14 protein-coding genes are annotated in these 23,378 nt (G+C 54.8%); 7 read left to right on the top strand and 7 right to left on the bottom strand.

Features of this window, described 5'->3' with window-relative positions; translation table 11 throughout:
* The first annotated feature begins 29 nt into the window (after positions 1-29).
* Entirely contained in the window at positions 30-239 is a 210-nt protein-coding gene (locus AC2IAX_RS02065; protein WP_494389111.1) for a hypothetical protein, read from the top strand.
* 361 nt (positions 240-600) lie between these two features.
* A complete protein-coding gene (locus tag AC2IAX_RS02060) occupies positions 601-2,322 on the top strand; it encodes an ABC transporter permease (RefSeq protein ID WP_494389110.1) in 1,722 nt (573 codons plus the stop codon).
* Here AC2IAX_RS02060 and AC2IAX_RS02055 read toward each other — a convergent pair.
* From AC2IAX_RS02055 to hpsP, 4 genes are all read right to left on the bottom strand, one after another.
* The gene (locus tag AC2IAX_RS02055) at positions 2,315-6,952 is read right to left on the bottom strand and encodes a PAS domain S-box protein (protein WP_494389109.1); all 4,638 of its coding nucleotides are present in this window, start codon (positions 6,950-6,952) and stop codon (positions 2,315-2,317) included. The genes AC2IAX_RS02060 and AC2IAX_RS02055 overlap by 8 nt on opposite strands.
* 776 nt (positions 6,953-7,728) lie before the next feature.
* The gene (locus AC2IAX_RS02050) at positions 7,729-8,850 is read right to left on the bottom strand and encodes a glycosyl transferase (RefSeq protein ID WP_494389108.1); all 1,122 of its coding nucleotides are present in this window, start codon (positions 8,848-8,850) and stop codon (positions 7,729-7,731) included.
* Positions 8,851-8,880: 30 nt separating this feature from the next.
* Complete coding sequence (locus AC2IAX_RS02045; protein WP_494389107.1) at positions 8,881-9,627, bottom strand: dienelactone hydrolase family protein; 747 nt, start codon at positions 9,625-9,627, stop codon at positions 8,881-8,883.
* A 121-nt stretch (positions 9,628-9,748) separates the two neighbouring features.
* A complete protein-coding gene (gene hpsP, locus AC2IAX_RS02040; RefSeq protein WP_494390256.1) occupies positions 9,749-10,915 on the bottom strand; it encodes a hormogonium polysaccharide biosynthesis glycosyltransferase HpsP in 1,167 nt (388 codons plus the stop codon).
* 930 nt (positions 10,916-11,845) lie between these two features.
* Between hpsP and AC2IAX_RS02035 the strand changes: the two genes are divergently transcribed.
* Both AC2IAX_RS02035 and ruvB read left to right on the top strand, forming a co-directional pair.
* Positions 11,846-12,358: a hypothetical protein gene (locus tag AC2IAX_RS02035; RefSeq protein ID WP_494389106.1), complete on the top strand. Its 513-nt coding sequence runs from the start codon at positions 11,846-11,848 to the stop codon at positions 12,356-12,358.
* A gap of 132 nt (positions 12,359-12,490) precedes the next feature.
* A complete protein-coding gene (ruvB, locus tag AC2IAX_RS02030) occupies positions 12,491-13,672 on the top strand; it encodes a Holliday junction branch migration DNA helicase RuvB (RefSeq protein WP_494389105.1) in 1,182 nt (393 codons plus the stop codon).
* A 197-nt stretch (positions 13,673-13,869) separates the two neighbouring features.
* On the opposite strand, the gene AC2IAX_RS02025 is transcribed toward ruvB, so the two are convergent.
* Positions 13,870-14,355 (bottom strand): nitrate reductase associated protein, encoded by a 486-nt coding sequence (locus tag AC2IAX_RS02025; RefSeq protein ID WP_494389104.1) that lies wholly within the window; start codon positions 14,353-14,355, stop codon positions 13,870-13,872.
* A 958-nt stretch (positions 14,356-15,313) separates the two neighbouring features.
* Between AC2IAX_RS02025 and AC2IAX_RS02020 the strand changes: the two genes are divergently transcribed.
* From AC2IAX_RS02020 to AC2IAX_RS02010, 3 genes are all read left to right on the top strand, one after another.
* Positions 15,314-17,164: an SLC13 family permease gene (locus AC2IAX_RS02020; protein WP_494389103.1), complete on the top strand. Its 1,851-nt coding sequence runs from the start codon at positions 15,314-15,316 to the stop codon at positions 17,162-17,164.
* A gap of 120 nt (positions 17,165-17,284) precedes the next feature.
* Positions 17,285-18,343, top strand: coding sequence for an ABC transporter substrate-binding protein (locus AC2IAX_RS02015; protein ID WP_494389102.1), 1,059 nt, complete (start codon positions 17,285-17,287; stop codon positions 18,341-18,343).
* A gap of 921 nt (positions 18,344-19,264) precedes the next feature.
* A complete protein-coding gene (locus AC2IAX_RS02010) occupies positions 19,265-21,310 on the top strand; it encodes an adenylate/guanylate cyclase domain-containing protein (RefSeq protein WP_494389101.1) in 2,046 nt (681 codons plus the stop codon).
* A 222-nt stretch (positions 21,311-21,532) separates the two neighbouring features.
* Here the strand turns inward: AC2IAX_RS02010 and AC2IAX_RS02005 are convergent, their stop codons facing one another.
* A complete protein-coding gene (locus AC2IAX_RS02005; protein ID WP_494390255.1) occupies positions 21,533-22,300 on the bottom strand; it encodes an MBL fold metallo-hydrolase in 768 nt (255 codons plus the stop codon).
* A gap of 430 nt (positions 22,301-22,730) precedes the next feature.
* Positions 22,731-23,351: an anthranilate synthase component II gene (locus AC2IAX_RS02000; RefSeq protein ID WP_190355058.1), complete on the bottom strand. Its 621-nt coding sequence runs from the start codon at positions 23,349-23,351 to the stop codon at positions 22,731-22,733.
* Positions 23,352-23,378: the final 27 nt, after the last annotated feature.

Raw genomic sequence — 23,378 nt, 5'->3', positions numbered from 1 at the left:
CCTGAACCAGTTCCACAAGGCCCCAACCGGTGATAGGCGGCCGTGTTCAGCGGCTGCCCCCTTTGGCGGTGGGAGAGGAACGGCGCGATCGAGCAGGATCGGTGACCCCAAGCATTGATCGCACTCAGAACCAGCCCATTGACTCGGATGGCAACTCCGAGGACTTAGCGACTAGGGCGATCGCAAAAACGGGTGTGAGTCGCGGCGATCGTCCAACGGCCTTGGCCGAATGGCGCTAACCCTCAGCAAATCTGAGGTCATCAGGCTCGTGATGGCCCATCAGCACAAATTGCCCTCAAGAATATCAGACCTCGGCCAGTGGCCTAGCTGGATCAACCGGCCGGCGATCCCCGTCCAAACCAGTTCTTCACCATCCGAAAACTCCCATCATCACTAGCTTTTTCCCGATTCTGGCTTGGGGATCGCTGCTGCGGCTGTTCGTCAGCAAATCCTGAACTATCGGAAAAATTTGGGCGATCAATTTGGGCGTAGAGGTGGGGTCTCCCCGCCTAGCCCCCGTGATCTATACAACTCAATGCAATTGGCGTGCAATGGTAGGATGGCTTCTGGTTTATTGCAAGTTATTCTCAGGTTTTGGGCATGACCGTCGCCGATCGCCGCTGGCCGCCGCTGAATTTTAATCGCTTCCGTTTGCACCCCTTCAGCTTCACGGAAGGGTTGTGGATCTGTGCAACGGTTTTGGCGGCGGTGGCGGTGGGCGTGCCGCTCCTGGCCTCAATTGCAGCCGCCCTAAGCGCCAGTGGCCAAACCTGGAACCACCTGACCCGAACCGTGTTGGGGGAATATGTGTCGGCTTCGGTGGGGTTGGCCATCGGGACGGCGGGCCTGGCGATCGGTCTGGGGGTGGCTACGGCTTGGCTGGTGGCGGCCACCCAGTTTCCCGGGCGGCGATGGTTTGAATGGCTGTTGCTGTTGCCCTTGGCCTTCCCGGCCTATCTGTTGGCCTATGTCTACACGGATTTGCTGGATTTTTATGGGCCCATTCAGTCTTGGGTGCGATCGCTCACGGGCTGGAAATTCGGTGAATATTGGTTTCCCCCCATTCGATCGCTGCCCGGGGCCATTTTGATGATGGGCCTAGTGCTCTATCCCTACGTCTACATGCTGGCGCGGGTGGCCTTTCTGGAGGGGGCAGCCAGCCTGCTGGAGGCGGGCCGCACCTTGGGTCTGAATCCCTGGCAGGGGTTTTGGCGGGTGGCTTTGCCCATGGCTCGGCCCGCGATCGCGGGAGGCGCAGCCCTGGTGATGATGGAAGCCCTGGGCGATTACGGCACGGTGGAATTTTTTAGCGTCAACACCTTTGCGGTCGGTATTTATCGAACCTGGTTTGCCATGGGCGATCGCCCGGCGGCCTGTCAACTGTCGGCCCTGCTGTTGGGGACGGTTCTGTTGTTGGTGTGGGTGGAGCAACGATCGCGCGGCGGGGCTGGCTATCGATCGGGCGGGGCCTATGCGGTGCAAGCACCCTACTCCCTTAGGGGTGCGCGGGCGATCGGGGCCTGGGTGGTTTGTGGGTTGCCGCTGCTTTTGGGCTTTGGGTTGCCGGCCCTGCTTCTGGCCAGCATGGCAATTCGCAATCCCAATAGTCTTCTTGATCCCAGCTTCTTGCTCTATGTGCGCAACACTGCTGTAGTAGCCAGCTTGGCGGCAACCACGGCGGCGATCATTGCCGGAGCTGCCGTGTATGGGGTGCGGGTGGTTTCGGGGCCCCTGATGCGGTTCCTGTTGAAAATCATGGCGCTGGGCTATGCGATTCCCGGATCCGTGGCCGCCGTGGGTGTTTTGATTTCGGTGGGTTGGGTTGATCAACAGTTGGCGACTCAACCCTTAGCGATCGCCCCGGAAGTGGGAGCTGCATCTTCAGGTTTGTTGTTGAGCGGCACGATCGGGGCCTTGATTTTTGCCTATTGGGTCAGGTTTTTAGCCCTGGCCCTGAACCCAATTGAAGCCAGCCTCGATCGAATTGTGCCCAACCTGGATGGGGCGGCCAGAATTGCCGGATTGTCGCCGGGGGGCGTTTTGTGGCGTGTCCATGTGCCCATGCTGCGCGGGGGGCTGCTGACGGCCTTGCTGTTGGTGTTTGTGGATACGGTGAAGGAGTTACCGGCCACGCTGATTGTGCGCCCGTTTAATTTCGATACCCTGGCTGTGCGGGCCTATCAATTGGCCTCCGATGAACGGATTGTGGATGCGGCGGGGCCCGCTTTGGCGATTGTGGCGGTGGGGATTGTGCCGGTGGCGCTGTTGAGTTGGCAAATTTCCCGATCGCGCCCCCGTCGCCTCCCCAACGAGTTTAGGTAGACTCATTCCACTCGGGCTGCTCGATCGGGATTTCGATCAAGAACTCCGTGCCGCCTCCCTCTGCGGGGCGACAATCAAGGGTTCCGCGATGTTTTTCCACCACAATTTGATAGGAAATGGACAGGCCCAGCCCCGTGCCTTGGCCCACGGGCTTGGTGGTGAAGAACGGATCGAATAGCTTAGAGCGCACTTCATCGCTCATGCCGTTGCCATTGTCGGCAATCAGAATTTGTACCCGTTCTCCAACCATCAATTCCGTGGTGATCGTCAGCCGGGGCATCACGAGCGAGGTCGCAATAGGTCGATCCTCAGGGTTGTCAGTGATCCAAACCTTGCTGTTGTTGCTGCTGCCGGCCACGAGAGAGGCTTCTTCTACCTGGGCCGATCGCAAGGCTTGGGCTCGCAAATTGCGCGATCGCCCGTAACGGTCTTCCAAGGCATCGATCGCATTGCTAATCACATTCATAAACACCTGGTTCAATTGCCCCGCGTAGCAAACCACCAGGGGCAGATCACCATAGTGTTTTTCCACTTCAATTCCAGGGAAATTGCTATTGGCTTTGAAGCGATGTTGCAAAATCAGCAGCGTATTTTCGATTCCCTCGTGGATATTCACCGGCTTCATTTCCGCCTGATCCAAGCGCGAGAAGTTCCGCAAGGAGGCGACAATTTGCCGAATTCGTTCCGCTCCTAACTGCATGGATTGCAGAGTTTTGGGCAAATCATCACAGAGGAAGTCCACGTCAATGTCCCGCGAGAAATTGGCCACTGCTTCCGTCGGCACAGGATAGCTATCCCGGTAATGCTGAATGAGCGAAAGCAACTCTTGCGTGTAACGGCGGGCATAGGTCAGGTTGCCATGGATGAAGGTGGTGGGGTTGTTGATTTCATGGGCAATCCCGGCCACCATCTGCCCCAGACTGGACATTTTCTCGTTCTGAATGAGCTGGGTTTGGGCGGTTTTCAGCTCCTGGAGGGCGGCGCTCAGGCGCTTGGCTTGATCTTGGGCCTGCACAGCGGTGACCTGGGCCTTGGCATAGAGTTCCGCTTGGTCGATCGCGGTGGATAGCTGGTCGGTCACAGCGCGCAACAGCTCCACTTCCCGCTCACTCCACGTGCGCACCTGGGCACTTTGGCCGCATTCAATCACCCCGATCGCCCCGGAGCGGGTTTGCACCGGCAAGGCCAGCAGGGAACGATAGCCCCGATCCTCCATCGTTTGCCGCAGGGTGGGATTATCCAACCGCGACACATCATCGGCCCGCACACACTTGCTCCACATCAACTGCTGGAGGAAGTAGCTGGCGTGGATATGGTGATAGGGGCCGAGGGCACTGGGCACGGCCGGGGTGCGGGACTCGTTCACCACATCCCAAGCCGGAATGCCACCGCCCGCATCGGTGATATACCAAGCGAAAAGACAGCGATCAGTATCCAACAGGTTACGGATACCTTGGACGGCCGATTCCAGCACCGTATCCAAATCCAGGGAGTTGCGAATTTGGGCTGCCAACTGAAACAACAGGGCCTCGCGGCGGGTGGTCAGTTCCTGGCGGGCTTGGGCGCGGTCAATCCCCACGGCGATCGCGCTGGCCAACCAACCCAGGGCATCCTGAACCGCTTCCGCGAAGGGTTCCACACGATAGAGCGCCAACGCGCCCACCAGCCGATCCTCCACCACCAACGGGAAGCCTGCAAAATGCACTTCTGTGCGGGATTTGCCTTGATGGGGAATCAGGGCGCATTCACTGCGGAATAGGGGATTGCGCGATCGAGCCACGGCCGCCACCGTGGACAACTCCGGAGTGCTCAGGCTGATTTTGTCTCGCAGGGCATCGTCCAGCAGGGGAATATCCAGGTGCAGTGTGTTGTTGGTATTGCGATTGACCTGGGCTTGCAGGGTCAAGTAGGTGGGGTCTAAGTCCACCGTCCAGACGCGGGCCAGGTTGCAATCCAGTTGGCCGGCCATCATTTCGGCACAGGTTTGCAAAATTTCCGAGAGTTCGCCCCGTTGACAAAGGGCCACACCCACTTCCGCTTCCAAAATCGAAAGGCGCGATCGCTCCATCAGGGTTTCCTGGGCCCGTTTGCGATCGGTGATGTCCTCAACGGTTCCTTCATAACAAACCAGCCGCCCGGCATCATCGAGCAGGGCGGAGGCATTTTCCGAAATCCAAATATGTTGCCCATCCGCTCGGTACACTTCCGATTCAAACCCGGAAACGCTGCCGCTGGTCTCCAGCATGTTCAGCAGTTCCCGCGCCCGATCGATCTGGACGTAGGGCGGCCCACCCATCCGATCGAACGCTTCGATCAGCGCGGCTGGTGACTCATAGCCATAAAGGCGAGCCATGGCCGGGTTTGCACTCAGGTAGCGACCATCGGGCAAGGCTTGGTAAATACCCTCGATCGCGTTTTCAAAAATGCTGCGGAACCGCTCTTCGGCTTCGCGCACGGCCCGTTCTGCTTCCTTGCGTTCGGTGATGTCGATCCCCAGCACAAAGGCCGCTTGGTCGTTGTTGTATTTTTGGGCCACCACCAAATAGCTTTCGATGCGATCGCCCACCGGTCGCGACACTTCGCGCGTGGCCTCTTGGATCGGAGAAGCAAAAAATTCCGCCACAAATTCCCGAAATTCTTGGCCATACCCCAAAAAGCCGATGTCTTGGCCAATAAACTCTTCTGGGGCGCGGCCAAAGCTTTCGGCCAAGTGGTGGTTGACTTCCAGATAACGCAAATCACGGCCCACTCGCGACACCGTGCCGGGCACAGCGGCCAAAATCGCTTCCAATCGATCCTTCAGGGTGCGCAGGCTGGCTTCCGATCGGCGGCGCTCCGTGATGTCTTCAACCGTGCCTTCGTAATAGAGCAATTCGCCGTCTTCGTCGTAAACCGCCCGGGCCGATTCGGAAATCCAAATTCGGCGACCATCGGCCCGGTAAACCTCCGACTCAAAATTGGCGAGGGATCCCTTTTGACGAATCTGTTCAACGAATTCCTTGCGGCGGTTGGGATTGACGTAGAGATTTTGGGTGGCATTCAGGGCCAGCAGCAGCACATCGGGCCCGCTGTAGCCATAGATGCGGGCCAAGGCCGGGTTTGCACTCAGGTAGCGACCATCGGGGGTGGTTTGGAAAATGCCCTCGATCGCGTTTTCAAAGATGCTGCGGTATTGGGCTTCGGCGGCGCAAACGGCCGATTGGGACACTTGCAGGCGATCGAGCGTGGCGTTCAAAATAGCCGCCAACTCCGACAACTCATCGGTTCCGGGCATCACCTCCACCCGCTGAGTTGGGTTGCCGCTGGTGCCGATCGCGCTGACTTGTTCACTCAGCCGCATCAACCGCGCCAACACCAAGCGCTCCAGCAGCAGCAGGGTAATGGCCCCAAAAATTAAGCCCCCCAACACCAACAGCACCAGGGTGTAGCGAAGGCTAATTAGCCCTCGGTTATAGATGGCGCGATCGAGTTCAACCCGCACCAACCAAGCCGGTTGTCCATACAAATCATCCAACAGGGCATAGCTGGCCAGACGATTATCGGAAAGGGTTTCGATCGCCACCGTCTCCGTGCCCAACAGCAGGGCCTTCACCGCCCGATGGCGCAAAACCTCCGATCCCTCAGCTCCCGAGTTCGATCGGGAATCGTCGATGGCCGGGGGCATTGTCGCGGCGGAAATTCTGGCAATTTTGGGCGACTGAGGAGATTGGGGTTGGGTAGATTCGGGTTGAACGGATTCTGGGGGCGTAGAACTCAGCCGGGTTGATTGCGGTTGAATCTGTTCAGTGGGCTGAACCAGTGCTGATGGCTTCGATCGCTCAGGTTTCGATCGCTCGGGTGTTGATGTAGGGAGGGTTGGTGTGGACTGTTGCGAGGCTGGCGTGATATCAGGAGCCGATCGGGCAACGAGGGGCAACTTGGTAAGGGCTGAAGGTAGCAAAGACCGGCGGCCGGAACTGGCCGGGAGCTTGGCCCAAGCACTTGAGGGTTGCACGATCCCATGCAAACTTTGCAGGCTCAGGTTGAGTTGAGTTAAGCGGCTGACCCGTTCAATTTCCGGCCCAGCCAGAAACCTCCCCAGTAACAAGGTTCCGCGAATTGGCCCCTCCGCCTCGCTGGTGACGATCGGGCGGGCCGCCACCATCATCGGCCCCTCGGGCAACTGCAACAGGCCATGAACGGCACTGGTGGTTGATGAGTGGGTGAGCAGCGGGCTGCCCGGTTGCAAGTGTTCCCAAAGGCTGCGGGGAATCGGTGCGCGCTGCCGGCTTTCCAGGTTGTAGCCCTGTTGTAGGAGGGGCTTTCCCGATCGATCCAGCAAAATCAGAGCATTCAGCCGCAAGTAGTCGAAGGTGCGATCGACAAAGTTCGATCGCTCATAGGCAGGATCATGGGTTTCCACAAAGCTGTAGGTGGTATCCCATTCGGAATAGTCCCGCGCCGTCGCATCCAGATCCGTGGCGTTGTCCATCAAGACGCTGATGGCCCGCTGCACATCGCGCTCCACCTCACGCCGCTCAAGCTGGCTATAGCCATCTAGCAGGAGGTTGGAGGATGTTGTGAACATCACCAAGTTTAAGCAGAGCAGCGCTAGTCCAACAATGACCAGCGTTTTGAGCCGTAATTTCAAATTTGCTACCTCCTACTCAAACCCCTGGATGCGTCCCTGAATGACCGGCCCGAATTTGGGTTTGGGTCTTGGCCGCGATCGGGCGATGTGTCTCTGTGCCTTGATGGGAACCGCCACAGATTGTCCGTTGCAGATTGTCCACTGGAAACCATCTGTTGCTGACTGCCAATCGCAGACTATCTACCGCAGGCTACCCATTGAAAACCGTCTGTTGCAGACTGTCTATCGCAGGCTACCCATCGCAGACAAGCCATCACAGACAAATCATTGACGAGCTGCCTCGCGCTGGCCGACTCGGCTGGGCAGTGTCTGTAATGATGGTGACCCATGGGGGCTGCCGTTTCTTGTTTCAGCGATCGCAGCCCAAAGTCGGGACTGAAATCGAGTAGCGCCCTATTCCCTATTCTGGATCGAATTGATCAAATCTTAAGGAGATTGGATCCCAGCCGGGGCCACCCTGAGTCTAAATAACCGCCTAATCGCACCCTAACCAATCCCCGACGAAGCGTTTTGATTAAATGAGGCTCGTCTGCGATTTTGATGCACCGATGGGATGGGTCTTGGGGGGGTAGCACCCCAGAACTGTCGAGCTGCCAACTCCAATGGTTAGCCTAATCCAATCGTCGAACAGCCGTTGGTCATTTTAGCGACTTGTGGATGGGCACGTTGTCATAAAACAAACAGGTTGAGGAGTTGAAGTCAGAAATTCCAGGGTGGGCATGTGGGGCGATCGCCGTTGCGGAGTTTGCAGCCCCCCTTTAGGCCTCAGACTTCTGCTAGGTCTCAAGGACTGCGCTGATGGCCTGGGCGATGGTTTCATTGCCATCCAAGGTAAACCGCTGGCCGGGCTGGGAAGGCGTGGGCGTTGCTTGTAGAAAAGACCAATCTCCCTCAAAAAATTCTGCCGGTTGCAAAATTTGGTGGGAGGTTTGGGCTTGAATTTGGTCTAGCAAAATGGGGGCTTCGGCAAATCCATCGCGGGTGAGGGTCGCCACGGTTGGGCCTGTGCGGCAGGCTTCGGCAAAGGTTCCGTAGCCGGGTTTGGAAACGATGCGCCCACAAAGGGGCATGAAGTCCACGGGCCGAAAGGGGCGATCGCTCGCGTGGTGTTCGATCGGGTCGAGCACTTGGTACAGGTTGGGCAAGTCCGGGGCCGATCGGTCAAAGGTGATGAAGAGCCAGTCGGGGAATTGCCGCAGCCGTTCGTAGGGAATTTGTTGCAGCCCCAGACCGCCAAAGGTGAGCAAAACGGTGCGATCGCGTGGGACATCTGGTAAACCCAGCTTATCGCGCAATTCCGCCGCGCCGTAGCGGGGCGCGCCGCCCGTTAAGCCCACATCGGTTTGTTGGGGAAAGCTGGCCATGGGTTCGTGAAACGGCAACCGAAAGAGGCGATCGCACCGACGGAAGCGATCGGCAATCCAGTCCGCCTCTTGCTCAAATTCGCCACCCCAATCCCGGTAAATGAAATCCCAGCCGAAGTTACCGACCGCCCAGCAGGGCAGGCCCGCCGCTTGGGCAATGTCGATCGCCAGGGGGGGCAAATCGGCCAAAACCAAAGCCACACGCCCATTTTTGACGGACATTTGCCGAATGAAGTCCACCTCTGCCGCCACAATAGCCGCCGCCCGCGATCGCAGAGCCTGGAGTTGCTCCAGAGTTGTTTGCCGGTCAATTTGCAAACTATCTTGCTGCACCACACCCACATCCAGCGCCCTGGGCCGGTAAAGAAATTCACCGCTGATATAGGAGCCGAGGAGCCAACGGGGGGCGGTGGTGACCAAAATGGGCAGCAGGTCGGGCCGCAGCCGTTGCAGGGTATCAACTAAAGCAGCCGCTCGGGTGGCATGGCCAAATCCATGGGCAGTAATGGCAACGTAAAGAATGGGACGGGTCATGCGGCTGGGGGGTGGGCCATGAAATCCGGTCTAGAGGTCTCGAAACAGGGTTTGCACTTTTTCCCAGGCATCGGCGGCGGCCGCTGGATGGTAGCTCGATCGACGATCGCAGAAGAATCCATGGTCTGCGTCGCGGTAACGGAAGATGCGGAAGTTGCGCCCGTGGGTCACGAGGGCCGCTTCTAGGCGATCGAGCTGGTCAATGGGAATCAGCGGATCGGCCAAGCCTGCGAAAAACCAGAGCTTACCGTGAATTTGGGAAGTGCGGGTGACGGTTGGCTCGCCGCCCCCGGGGCAAAAGGTGGTGATCCCCGCGCCATAGAACGCAGCGGTGACGGCGACTTGGGGCAGGGTGGCCGCCAAATAGGCCACGTGGCCCCCAAAACAAAAACCGATGCAGCCCACAGCTCCGGCTTTGGCATTGGGTTGTTTTTGGGCAAAGGCGATCGCGGCTTGGATATCTGCCAGCAGTTGATCCGCCTTGGTTAAATCCTTGTGTTGTCGGCCGAGGGCGAGATCTTCGGCGCTGTAACCCACGGCAAAGCCCGGAGCGGTGCGCTGAAACAGGGCTGGGGCGATCGCCACATAGCCACACCCTGCCAGGCGATCGCACAGATCTCGAATGTGATCATTCACTCCAAACACTTCTTGAAGAACCACAATCACCGGATAGGAACCGGCGGCTCGGGGGCGGGCTAGGTAGCCCTGGAGGTCAATCCCTAAGCCAGGCTCCTGGGCGGGAATGATAGTAACTTCGCGGCAAATTTCAAGAACCATAGGCGCAACCTGGCAACGGAGTCATTACATCGCCGCGATCGTTGGCGATTGTTACTGCGATCGTGACTGCGATCATCGATGCGATGAACTTCCGCGAACTTCCATGAACTTCCGTTTCAGTCTACCGGGTTCGGCGAATTTCGCCGTAAGCGGCGATTAACTGCTGGGCAATGGCTGACCAACTGTAGCGATCGCCCGCACAGCGTCGGGCGTTTTGGCCGCGCTGTTGTCGTTCGGCGGGTTGGGTCAAGGCCTCGCGCACGGCCCCGGCAAAGGAAGACACATCACAAGTGCAAACCCAGCCCGATCGGGTGTCGGCCACATCGGGCCAAATATGTACCTGATCAGAAATCACCACCGGCACTCCGGCGGCCATCGCTTCAGCCACCGCAATTCCGAAGTTTTCATAGTATGACGGCAACACAAACAAATCGGCTTGGGCCAGGAGCGATCGCTTCTGTTCCCCGGTCACGAAGCCCACAATTTCCGTGCGATCGCTCAGGTGCGATCGAGTCAAATAATCTGAAATCGATTGTTCATAATCGGGATCCTGCACATTGGCCCCCGCCAATACAAACCGAAAGGGCAGCCCCGACACGGCCAACGTTTCCAGCGCAGGAATCACAATATCCAATCCTTTTTTGCGATCGAGCCGTGACATAAACAGCACCATCGGCCCCACTTCCTTGGCCGGTCGTGCCGTGGGTTGCTCACGGAGCGGCGGCAATGGAACCCCCAAAGGAATCACCCAATCGCGGGAAATGGCCCCAAACCGTTCAGAGATTTTGCACTCCTCCGCACTGGTGAAGTGAACAGCGGCAGCCTTGGCTAAATTTCGCCGCTCCAGTAGTCGCCCATACCACCATTTCAACCTGGCCTTTTTCCGCAAATCCAGCGGATCCAGCGTGCCCAGGGGCCGCAGCACGTAGGGCAACTTGCGCCACCGACAGACAATCGCTGCCATGGTGCTGATGGGCGAAAACAGGGCATGGATGTGGGCCACGTCGTATTCCGGTGCGTGTCGCCAGAGCCACCACAACAGCCCGATCGAGAACTTATAGCGTCGCCAGGGGGCGCAGCGAAAGTAATAAATCCTATAGTCCTTTTCCAACACGGGCTGGGCGATCGGCACATCCAACGGAGCCTGCCCCGCATCCCCATTGCTGTCGGTGGTTAGCAGCGTCACCTGCGCCCCCGCTGCGCCCAGGGCCTGACTTAGCCCCAACACCATCTGGCTCGGCCCGCCATAAACCAAGGACACGGATGGCACAATTTGCAACAGGCGCAAGGGGCTTGATTCGGTCATGAGAGGCGGACTCCAGCAAGAGGCGATTAGAGCGGGGGGATGAATGTGATTGCCGGGGTCGCACGGCCTGGGTGCGTCGCGCCCGTGGATTAACGATCCTGAATGATCCCGATCGAAGGGGGGATCTGAATCATGATGATCTCAATCATTCATCCAGTTCTTTACCCGTGTTCAGCACCCGTTTTCAGCAAGATTGGCCAAAACCGGGTTTTCCAACCCTAGCCTACCGAAGTCCAACCGGGAGCGGGCACTGCTAATCGGCCGTCCAGACCCATGATCGTGTTGCGGTTCTTAATCAGTCATTGATGCCGGCATTGATGCCGATATTGATGCCGAAAATACCCCCCAGTCTATTCAATTGCCGTTTGGCGTTCGATGAGTTTGATTGCAATCAGACCTATTTCAACCCCATTCGTAGCCTAGATAACTGATCTAAACTATGGTTAATGACATCTTCGTCAAGATTCTCTAAAAGTCAGCGATTCAAATCAGTTTCCATGGCTCAGTTTTCATGGCTCAGTTGCTGATGCTAACGGCACAATTTGCCCACAAGATGGGTGTGTGCCAAGGGCAAAGCTGAAACCCCCTGAAAACTGCTGATCTTTGCTTCCTTGACCCACTTCGATCGCCCCTGGGTCGCCCTAGACAGTCGGTGAGCAGGAGTTTTTACTCACCACTTTCTTAAAAAATGCTGCGTAATAAGACCGAATATGCTGACAAAGTTACCTTCGTTGATGTAACACTTTGAGTCAGCATGATGATACAGGCGAAATAACGAGCGATTCTCCCCATAACTTCGCTGCAATTCAGCAAAAATCACTAAGTAAAAATACACATTGCCCATTTTGAATGGTGCATTCTGATTTTGTTGATCATGCGGGCTAGCTAGCAAGTCATTTTGAGGCGTAAGCCATGTCTCTTGGGTTTTTGGTGCCGACTTTGATCTGTGTGGCTGCGGTTTATCTGGCTCCAAGATGGCAAGATGAACCGTCGCTGATTCTGAATGGTGTGGCGATTTTGAGCTTTCTGGTGGCCTTGGTCTTGGCTCCCTGGGAAGTTCAGGTGTTGCTGTTGCTGTCGGTGTGGTGGGTGGCGCGGTATGGCCTTCGGTCTCCGGAGCCGGTGGAGGTGCTGGAGTCGGAGGCCTTGGCCGATCGGGCGGAGTTGGCGGATGAGGCGGAATCTATGGCGGCCCATACGGCGACCAATGCAGCGAATGATTCGATTTTGGGACATCCCCATTTGGCGGTAACCGATCGGGTGTATCGCGGTGTAATTTGGCATATGCCCGATCGCGGAGGGCTGAGAATGCCGAAAAAACGGCAAGAGGTCACTTCCGAAACCACCGAAGCCCCAGAAGTTGAAGCAGCTAACCAAACGATCGAGCTGAAATATCGCGGGGCCACGTTCCGCCGCCAGGTTTGACCCAAGGTTTAACCCGAGGCTTAACCCAAGGTTTAACTGCTGCTGGACTCAAGCTAGCGGTTCCCCTCAAATTCCGCTGAGGTTTGCCATTTCGATTTTGGCCGAGCGGATGCCATTGCTAATATCAACGGCATGGCGATTATTTCTTCCAAGTCAACCGGTGGCGGCAACCCTGATCCCCAGCCTCCCCGCAAGCCAGCTCGGCGATCGAATTCCCCGCGATCGTCCGTTTCGCCGTCGCTGTTGGATCCGGCGGCTACCCCCGAGGAAGCTCACCAAGATGCGGCCAAGCCCGCCAGCCAGTCTCCTCAGGGCGATCGGCCCGATGAGCGTGTGCGCCCCCAACGACTGGCAGACTATGTGGGTCAGCAGGATTTGAAAGACGTGCTGACCATTGCGATTCAAGCGGCCCAGGGTCGCCGGGAGCCGCTGGATCACCTGTTGCTCTATGGGCCGCCAGGCCTGGGCAAAACCACGATGGCGCTGATTCTGGCCGGCGAGATGGGTGTGTCTTGCAAAATTACGACCGCACCGGCCCTGGAGCGCCCTCGGGATATTGCCGGGCTGCTGGTGAATTTGCAGCCGGGGGATTTGTTGTTTGTGGATGAAATTCACCGGTTGCCCCGGGTCACGGAAGAAATTTTGTATCCAGCAATGGAAGATTTTCGGCTGGATGTGACGGTGGGCAAGGGTCAGAGCGCCCGCACCCGATCGATCCCGTTGCCCAAGTTCACCCTCGTGGGTGCAACAACCCAGGTGGGGGCCCTCAGTTCGCCCCTGCGCGATCGCTTTGGCCTGATCCAGCGGTTGCGGTTCTATGAACCCGAAGAGCTGGCCCGGATTGTGTTGCGGACGGCGACGATCTTGCAGGTGGCGATCGAACCGGACGGGGCCGCAGAAATTGCCCGGCGATCGCGCGGTACGCCCCGGATTGCCAATCGCCTGTTGCGGCGTGTGCGGGACTACGCGCAAGTGAAAGGGGCGGAAACCCAGGGCAAAACAACCATTGACGGGGCGATCGCGGCGGCGGCCTTGGAGCTGTTCAATGTGGATCCTCGGGGGCTGGATTGGACCGATCGCCGACTCTTGAGCGCCATCATTGAGCAGTTCAACGGCGGCCCCGTGGGTCTGGAAACCTTGGCAGCCGCCACCGGGGAAGATGCCCAGACGATCGAAGAGGTCTATGAACCCTATCTGATGCAAATTGGCTATCTTCAGCGCACTCCTCGCGGCCGCGTTGCCACCCCCGCCGCTTGGAAACACCTGGGCTACTCTAAATTTCTCCCCGCATCTCTTGACTCTCTACTGGACTAGAGAATAGAGAATGGATGTGCTGCCCAGCCCTAGATCCCAAGATCCTGTCAGTACAATCTTGTGGGCAGCTTTTTTCAGTCTTTTTGATCGTTTCGATCGGCCGGCTCCCAACGCTACAGGTAGACTCTCTTGGCTGCCCCGGCTGATCGCAGGCGTAATCGTATCCTCAAAACGCCCCACCGCAGTGCTGGCAGCCGTTAGGGGTTCAGGAGGCCAAATTCTTGAACCGCTGGCAAAAAGTTGCGGTTTTCGTGGCCGGGTTGGCTGAGTTTAATGAGCGCAAATCGCTGCAAGTTACTGAGCGATCGCCACTGTTGCTCGCTCACGGTGACTCCAACCCGCGCTGCTTGTGCTGCGACTGAATCGGGCAAGTCGGCACTCAGCCAAGGAAGCGGGTTTTCCAGGGGCAAATCTTTGGGAATTTCACCCGATCGGGCTGCCACCAACTCACGTAGCTCCTGGCGATAGGTTTCCTGCTCGGGCAAGGTGTCGCAAGGAGCCAAAACTAACTGCAAGCGATCGGCCTCGGACAGTTGGTTCCAGTGGTGCAGTTTGAGTTTAATGCCGACTCGATCGAGTCGGTAGCGAACCACCATGGGGATGCACCGTAACCCAGTGATGAAGTCTTGCTCAAACCGAAAGAAAGGTGACATTTCCGAAACAATTTTTGGGCGATCGGCCATTGTGAGTGAATTGGTTGCTGAATGTTTCGTGACTGACTCAAAACCCATAGGAACCTTGAATACTCTGCTCTTGATGTTCTCAAGAGAGTTCTGAACCATGGAATCATAAATTGCAGCTTGCTATTTTTGACGATCTTTCTCTGAAATTTCTGACAAAGGACTGCAACTTTAAGCTTGTTTGGATTTAATCAGCGATGGGTGATTGCTGCGAAGTTTTGCGCTAGCATTGCCTTAACTAAATATTAACCAATCTCAAGGGATCACCGAAAATGCTCCTAAAAAACTAAATCCAAGATGCAATCATTCACCAGGACTGCCAACCTGGGACTTGAATTTCTTGGAATTTTCAGCCAGTCTCTAACCATCCTGATCCACCTTGACGATGACTAAGTAATCCGATCGCCCGATCAATCCCGCCAATTCATCAACTCACCCCTGCTAAACATCCAATGAAACAGCAGCTCTGAGAACCATACAGAGAAGCCTGTATTAAATCATTCCTGATTCGTAGATAAAATTACGGACTCAACGGGTGAGTTCACCGCTCTGTCTTCATTTTGACCGGGTTGAATTGATGGCTGTTGTATGACTGACCAGGTGATCGTTGATCGGTTCAGGTCTGCCATTCCCCCCGCCAGGAGTCGCTTTTGGGACCTGTTCCGAACATTCAAAGTAACCATTAAATCGGTCACTAACCGATCTAATGACAACGGCTGTTTATGTCAGATCATGACTTGAAAGATAGCGCGATTCAATGAGGCAGCGGCATCCGTTACCTTCGGCTGAAAACCTTTGGGAAGCGTATCAACCTGCCAATCAATAGTCTGTTTAATTTCTTCAGAAGCCCTCAAGTTAACTGAAGAATAGGACTAAACCTATGCTTTAAAGCAATTGATTCCACTGCATCCTTACAACAGGCCAAGCCTGCCACTGAAATTCCAGATCAGGACATCAACATATGGCGATTGATCTCAAGCAAATGGCGCAGGAGTTGCGACGTGCTCCTATTCTTGCCGATTGTTCTGTGCAAGAGCTGGCAAGAGTTGTGCCCTATGCCGTGGAACATTTTCTGGAAAATGGCCAACCCTTATTTCAGTCAGGTAATCCTGCTTTAACCCTCTATTTTGTGCGCCGAGGTAAAGTGCAACTTTGGGCTGGGGGGCGCGTCATTGCGGAGGTGGAACATGGTTTTGTGGGCGAAGAGGCGGCCGTTGCCTCCGACTACTACATGGCTGATGCGATCGCGGTTGACAACACGGAAGTGATTGCCTTGCCTCGCGAGGCTATTACCAAAGTGGCCGGTGTTGGCACTCCAACTATCGATCGATTCTACGCTTCCCTGCTCAGTCATTACAGCGGGCAGCCTAACCGAGAACTGGAGAGTCGATCGCCCATTAATCAGCTCAAACGGAATGACTGGGTGCAATCCTGTGGCTGGATTTTATCAGTGCTGATCCCTGGTATTTTGTACTTAGCTTTGAGGGGAACTGCGGAATTTGACTGGAATTCCCAGATGTTTTTGATCGTACTCACATCCACCATCGTGATGTGGGTTTTTGGGATGGTTCCTGAATTTATTCCTGGTCTTTTTTGCATTCTGTCATTGCTAATTTTAGATATTGCTCCCAGTGAAGTCATTCTTTCTGGCTTTGCATCGGGCAGCTTTTTTATGGCACTCAGCCTCTTTGGGTTGGGAGCCGTTTTGATGGGATCTGGATTAACCTATCGTTTAGTTTTGTGGCTCTCCCGATTCATTCCCAAAACAGAAAGTTGGTATGCCACTGCTTTGTTTTTAACTGGACTGGCCATGACCCCAATTCTGCCTTCGGCGAATGGTCGAATTGGTCTGTTATCGCCTATTCTAACGGACACCATTGATGCCACAGGGGCCAAACCAGGTGGCAAAGCTGCCAGCCATCTAGCCTTTGCTGCCTTTAGTGGGGCGAGCTTGCTTTCCCATGTATTTCTGAGTAGTAAATCCGCCAATTTTGTGGTTTATGGTCTCTTGCCTTTACAGGTTCAACAACAATTTAGTTGGGTTTATTGGTTGCAAGCGAGCTTAGTGGTGGGGATCGTGACCCTAGTGCTGTACTTTATTTCCACAAAATTCCTATTTAGCAATAATCAAGCCTTTGAAATTTCCCAACAACAGGTGGAAGCTCAGGTGGAAACCCTGGGCCCCTTGAGCAGCCAAGAGTGGATTTCGCTGGTCAGCACGATCGTGTTGTTGCTGGGAATCGTCACCGCATCCATTCACAAAATCCAATTGCCCTGGATTGGTTTGGGGGTTCTATTTCTGGTGCTATCGCTGGGGATTTTGAAAAAAAATGAATTTCGCACTCAAATTGACTGGCCATTTTTGATTCTACTGGGCAGTTTGGTCGGAATTGCAGAAGCCATGTCCTACTTAGGTCTTGATACTCACTTTGGTGGGTATTTGACTTGGCTTAGCGATTCTATGAACTCCAATTTTCCTCTTTTTATCTTTTTATTGAGCCTGACAATTCTGGTTGTACGATTTGTGATCCCCAACACGACTGCCGTTGCAATTTTTGCCACAATATTAATCCCGATGGCGGAAAGCAATGGAGTGAATCCTTGGATTGTGGGAGCGATTATCCTGAATATCAGCGATGCTTGGTTTTTTCCTTACCAATGTTCCTACTATCTACAATTTCAGGAGCTATTGGACAAACAGCAACTTTTTAATGAGCGTTTAATTTTACGAGGCAACTTACTGACAACGCTGATTCGCTTCTTTTCAATCTATCTATCATTAGGATATTTTCGTACCCTTGGAATTCTCTAGATCATTGCTGAAGACCATGAAATCAACTTTGAGCGACTCCTCAACGAGCATTCATCTGATCTTTGCGTTTCAAGCGATGGCAGCTTAAGGCCGATCCACCTCTCCACTCACTCTCTAGCCATGTCACGATTTACCTGGAAGCTTTCTAACGTTAACCGCTGGGGCAAGCAGCTTCAAAAATTACCAATTATTTTCTTTCTGATTTGTGCCTTGGTGTTCTTTGCCTTCAGCAACTCTAGTAAGCCGCGTGTATTGGTGCTGAGCAGTTATGCTACGGACTTTGCTTGGACGAAGGACATCAATGTGGGTCTTAGCTGGATTCTGGATAAGAAGCCCTACTCGATTCAGTATCACTACATGGATACGAAACGGAATCCTGGTGCGGCTTACAAGGAAAAGGCAGGGCAATTAGCGAGGCGGCTAATTGAGCGCTGGGAACCCAATGTGATTATTTCGATCGATGACAACGCTCAAGAGTTTGTCGCCAAGCATTTCAACAATCACCCCAAGATTGATATTGTCTACAGCGGGGTGAATGCAGAAGCCAGCGCCTACGGATTTGACAAAGCCAGCAATGTGACGGGCATTTTGGAGCGGATTCCCTTCCTTTCTCTGAAGGAGATTTTTCTGCAAATTTTGCCGCCCGATCGCCGTCGCATTGTTCACTATTCTGACGACTCAGAAACATCGGAAGCCATTCACCAAGAAATGGCAAATTTTGACTGGCGGCCGATCGACCTAATCGAACACCGAAAAGTAGCTACCTTTGAAGAGTGGAAGCAATTTATCAAGAATTCTGGCAAAATTGCTGACTTTTTGCTGATCACGCACTACCACACGCTGCGCCGTTCCAGTACCGATGATACGGTGGTGTCGCCGAAGGAAGTGATGAAGTGGACGATCGAGAACTCACCGATCCCTGATATTGGATGCTGGGGATTTTATGTGGATGATGGTGGGATGTTAGCGGTTGGAATTTCGCCCTATGAAATGGGAGAAGTGGCCGGCAAAATGACGACGGAAATCTTGGAAAATCATCGCCGCCCCAGCGAAATTCCCAACACGAAAAGCCAGAATTTTGTGATGTATATGCGGGAGTCGCGGCTCAAGCAATATGGCGTTGATCTCCCCAAGGTGTATAAGGACTTCGCCCACGCCACCAACCACTACTACCAATAGGCTGGCTGAGCAATCCAGAGATTCAGTTGGGGTTTAGGGGATCCGAGCCACGGCCCCTGAACCCCTTTAATTTTGTAATTTTGGGTGTTTCGTCGAACCTTGGGCAGATATTCAGGCTGGTGATGTGGGCTGACATGAGGATCTGCTCGGGTTCTGGCAACGGGTTCTTGTTCGGTTTGCTGGGTTGGCTCGACTGGCTGAGTTGCGTTCAGTTGTGCTCAGACTTGCTCATGCTAGCAGCGTGACCCATTCAGCGTGACCTATTCAGGGCGACCCATTTAGGGCAACCAACGAGGAATTTATGTTCAATCGAAGGGGTTTCTACGTAGAGGGTTAGTGATCGATTTTACTTGAATTGATCTGGTTGGCTTTGCTCTTCTTGAGTGGCAATGGCTTAGCCAGAATATGTTTAGGGCACTCTTTTGAATATCGCTCTTGGAATCTCAAGCTTAATGTCAGTGTAATTTGATGCGCTTGAGTCAAGATCTTTCGGTCTGAGACTAGGTTCGATCATAAAAGCCTATTGAAATTGAGTAGATCTTGTTAGAACTTTAAAGATTGTTGTCAATTGCGATTTTGAAATTCCATGAAGAGTAATAGACCATTTTTTGTGAAATCTTGATGATGTTGTTTGATTTTTCTGCGGATTTTGAAGCAGGAAGATTGAACAGTCAAGGGAAGGCGATCGCAAATTTGAGAATAGGAGACTGAGCATCTTTTGCTATCTTGCTGGGCGGAGCTTGGAGCGATTGACCAGCACCCATGACTCTGTTCCTGGATCATGAGCGCTGGGTAAGATGAAGGTGGGGGTAAACACTCGCATCGCATCTCGCTAGCTGCGGATTCATGGCTGAAGACGAATCAAAGTCATGGTGGCCGCTGCTAAACCTACATTTTGAGTGTGTCTCTCTGAGGTTGTTTGTGAACCGCTGGCGTTGGAGTTGGAATCCGGCTCGCTGGAAAATTGCGCCCAAGCTGTCGGCGGCTTTGTTGGCTGCGTCGCTGCTGCCAATGAGTCTGACGGCGTTTTATAACCTTCGCCAAAGCCTGTATACGGTCAAAATGGCGGAGTATAAAAATCTAGAGCTGTTGGCAAAAAGTGTGGCGGCTCGACTGGATCAGTTGCTGATTGACACGCAACGGGTGGGGATTCAGGTGGCTAGTGCCCGGGACATTGTGCAATTTGCGGGTTCGGTGGCGGCGAAAGAACCTCAGGAAAAACAGAATTATTGGCGAATTTTGGCGGCTGAAGCGATCGCGAATGTTCGCAACTCCAATCCTGATTATTTTTCAGTGTTTCTGCTCGATCGCACGGGACGTTGTTTGGTTTCAACGAATCCCAGCAACATTGGCAAGTCCTACGCCTTTCGCAATTATTTCCAAGAAGCGCGCCAAGGCAAACTCTACATTTCGGAATGGACGGTGGGATCCACAACGGGTCAGCCGGGGATTTTCCTTTCGGTGCCGGTGGTAGCTAAGGGCACGCGCAATCTGCTGGGCGTGGTGGTGATTAAGCTGCGATCGGAGGCGGTGGGCCGCTTGCTCACCAGCTTGAACCAAAAGGAAGGCGGCTCTGCTTTCTTGGTCGATCAAAACGGAATTGTGATTGCCCACACGGATCGGCGTTGGGTCTATCGCAGCTTGTTGCCTCTGTCGCCTATGCAGTTGCGGACGATCGACCCGAAAGTCCAGTTTGGTCTTGATCGAATTGAAAGTTTGAATTTGCCGGTGTTGGCGCGATCGCTGCAATTGCCCTCCGCTCCCACGGCTGCATCCTCGGCGGTTCCACTGCCCTCCATTACGCCCGCCGCCACCGCCACCCCAAACCAGTCAACGATAGGCCTAGGCCCGTCATCCTTCGGCAACATTGCCTATCGATCGCCCTTCACGGGCAAAACGGAAATCGTGGGTATGTCGGCTTTGGATATGCGGCCCTGGCGTTTGGCTATCACGGAGCCAGAGTCGGTTTTTGTCACGCCGCTGAATGCACTGGCCCATCGCACCACGGCCAGTGTGTTCCTGGTGGGGGGAGCGGTGGCCCTGCTGGCGCTGGCCCTGGCCCGGAGTATTGTGCGGCCCTTGCACTTGCTCACCCGTGCGGCTCAGGAATTGCGGATGGGGCAGTTTGACCGGGCCCATGTGGACATTCAGGGCACTGATGAGCTGGGTTTGTTGGCCGCCACCTTTAACCAAATGGTTTCCGGTTTGCGAGAACGGGAACGGGAGCTGAATATTTTTGGGCGAATGGTGTCGCCTGTGGTGCGCGAACAACTATTACGGGGTGGGGTGGAGCTAGGCGGGCAAACCTGCTGGGTTTCGGTGCTGTTTTCCGATATTCGGGGATTTTCGACCCTTTCTGAGCAATTAGATCCCCAAGGGGTGGTGGAATTTTTAAATGAATATATGACGGCGATGACGGAGGCCGTTGCACCTTGGGGTGGCTATATCAATAACTTCATTGGCGATGCGATCGTGGTGGTCTTTGGCGCGCCCGTGCCCCAGCCGGATGCGGAGTGGTGTGCGGTGTCGGCGGCGCTGGCCATGCGCGATCGCCTGGCGGAGTTGAATGAACATCGGCGCGCCCGTGGCCAAGTACCGATCCAAAGCGGCATCGGCATTGGCACCGGTCAGGCGGTGGCGGGTCAAATTGGCTCGCTCGATCGCCTGATTTACACCGTGATTGGGGACGCGGTGAATATTGCCGCCCGCCTGGAAACCCTGACCAAACAGTTCCCGGACTATCCCATTTTGATTAATGAAACCACTGCCCAAGCCCTGCGTAACTATCCAGAGGTGGTACTCCATTCCCTTGGCCCACAGCGCCTGAAAGGTCGCCATGAGCCGGTGGAGGTCTATGCACCAATGCGGGCCGAAAGTGTGGTGGGCAGCGGTTCGGCGCGATCGATTGATTTGGCAAGTGATCTGGCGGTCGATCGGCAACAACATCGCCAATCCGCCACCAGTTAACCCAGAAGAACCATCCAGGCGATTGGCCACACGATTTAGGGCAATAGCGGCCAACGTTTTCCTTGCCAGAGTCGCCCCTAGACCGGGTGGCTGCCTTAATTCGCTGGGTTAAATGACATGGCTGTTACCGTCACCTGATCGTTAAGCAGCAAGATGCTCAAGCCCCTTGTTACCACGACTGGCTCCGCAACTTTGACCCAATGTATTGAGCCTGTCATGCTACTAGACCGGGTGGCGCAAAACGCGGATCAGCGTGCCCTGGGGTGGCAGATTCTCCGGCCGCAGGGTCATGGTTTCCGTGTTCAAGGTTTTGATGTCGTAGCCGCTCATCAAGTTCAAGAAAGCCTCTAGACCATCCAGATCACATTGGCTATCGGCGGCCGCCGTGCGGTACTGGCTGGGGATCACCACCTTGGGTTGCAACGATTCGATCGCCCGTTTTGCTTCCTCAGCGTTATAGGCCTTCGATCCGCCGCCCACCGGCACAATCGCCACATCGGGCCGCCCCATCAGAATTTTTTCTTCCACGCCCAAAGGAGCCGCAATGCCGCCCAAGTGCAGGACGGAGATGCCCCCCTGCTTCCAGCGCCAAACCACATTGTCGCCAAATCGCCGCCCCCCAAATCGATCGTGGGCGGTGCGAATGCCTTGGAATTGGTTACCGCGAAACTCAAATGTCCCCGGCTCAAACAGCAAACTGGGATTGCCCGGCAGGTTGCTGACAAATCCCTCATCAAGCAGTTGGCTGCTGATGGTTACGAGATCGGCGGTGAAGTTGGGCGATCGATAACCGGCGGTGCAACCCAGCGTGTTGAAAGGATTACTCAGGATCCGCAGACCACCCCCGGTGAAGGCAAAGCAAGTGTGGCCCAAGGCCTGAATCGTTAAGCCATCGGCGGCTTGGGCTGAAGTTGCATGGCTCCCGAGCGCACTGGCCAGGGCGGCCCCTGCACCCATCAGGCCATATCGCAGAATTTGCCGCCGATTGATCCACCGATCCATAAAATTCCTCGCACCGTTTGAAATTGATTAGGGATTGAATTGATTAGAGACTGAGTTGATCTGAATTTGGATGGGAACTTCAGGGACGCTTTGGGATCTCGCGTTGAAAACTCCCTTTGGGAAACGCTCTGAAAACTCTTTGGATGAACTCTTTGCGTAAACTTTTGAGGTGAACTTCTGAGGTGAACTTTTTGGGGAACGCTTTGCGCACTCATCAACACGATCGAATCAACGTGATTGACCCGATCGACCGCAGAAACCAGGAGCCAGGATGCTCAGGATTCTTAGAAGATGTTTGAAAAGTATCTTTTGGCCTGTGCCAAACACCAATAGTTGTGGGGGCAAGGGGCTTAAGCCCCTTGTCTCCGTCGATCCCTGGGGCGTACAGAGTAGCAATTTTGGCTTTTCAGACATCCTCTTAGACCAAAGCGGCAGATTGGTGGAACTGGGCCACCGCCGTCAGCCAATTCGAGAGCAGTTGCTTACCGGCATTGGTCAGAATACTTTCGGGATGAAACTGAACCCCTTCAATGTGGGGATAGTCCCGATGGCGCACGCCCATAATGGTTCCGTCAGCCACCCAAGCGGTAATTTCTAACTGTTCCGGGCAGCTTTCGCGCTCAATGACCAAACTATGATACCGAGTCGCGGTCATGGGGGATTCAATGCCTTGAAAGACTCCCACATTGCGATGCTCGATCGGGGAGGTTTTGCCATGCATCAGTTCCGGCGCACGCACCACCTTGCCCCCAAATACTTGGCCGATACTTTGGTGACCCAAACAAACCCCAAACACCGGCAGAGTTGGCCCCAACTCCCGAATGATGTCTAGGGAAATTCCCGCTTCGTCCGGTGTGCCGGGGCCGGGCGAAATGGTGATGCCATCGGGCTTCAGTTCCCGAATTTGATCCAGGGTGATCTTATCGTTGCGAAAAACCTGAATATCCCGAGCGATCGGGTGGGTTTGGCCCAACTCGCCAAAGTATTGAACGAGGTTGTAGGTGAAACTGTCGTAGTTGTCGATGACAAGGACGGTCATGGCGGGCGATCGGGAAAGGATGCAGTG

The sequence above is a fragment of the Limnothrix sp. HT2024 genome, from assembly GCF_059138625.1.
This window is presented reverse-complemented; position numbering and strand designations above follow the sequence as displayed.

Excerpts from the sequence above, each read along its gene's own strand:
- AC2IAX_RS02060 (WP_494389110.1), top strand. The coding sequence starts at position 601 with ATGACCGTCGCCGATCGCCGCTGGCCGCCGCTGAATTTTAATCGCTTC.
- AC2IAX_RS02050 (WP_494389108.1), bottom strand. The coding sequence starts at position 8,850 with ATGACCCGTCCCATTCTTTACGTTGCCATTACTGCCCATGGATTTGGC.
- AC2IAX_RS02045 (WP_494389107.1), bottom strand. The coding sequence starts at position 9,627 with ATGGTTCTTGAAATTTGCCGCGAAGTTACTATCATTCCCGCCCAGGAG.
- AC2IAX_RS02035 (WP_494389106.1), top strand. The coding sequence starts at position 11,846 with ATGTCTCTTGGGTTTTTGGTGCCGACTTTGATCTGTGTGGCTGCGGTT.
- ruvB (WP_494389105.1), top strand. The coding sequence starts at position 12,491 with ATGGCGATTATTTCTTCCAAGTCAACCGGTGGCGGCAACCCTGATCCC.
- AC2IAX_RS02025 (WP_494389104.1), bottom strand. The coding sequence starts at position 14,355 with ATGGCCGATCGCCCAAAAATTGTTTCGGAAATGTCACCTTTCTTTCGG.
- AC2IAX_RS02020 (WP_494389103.1), top strand. The coding sequence starts at position 15,314 with ATGGCGATTGATCTCAAGCAAATGGCGCAGGAGTTGCGACGTGCTCCT.
- AC2IAX_RS02015 (WP_494389102.1), top strand. The coding sequence starts at position 17,285 with ATGTCACGATTTACCTGGAAGCTTTCTAACGTTAACCGCTGGGGCAAG.
- AC2IAX_RS02000 (WP_190355058.1), bottom strand. The coding sequence starts at position 23,351 with ATGACCGTCCTTGTCATCGACAACTACGACAGTTTCACCTACAACCTC.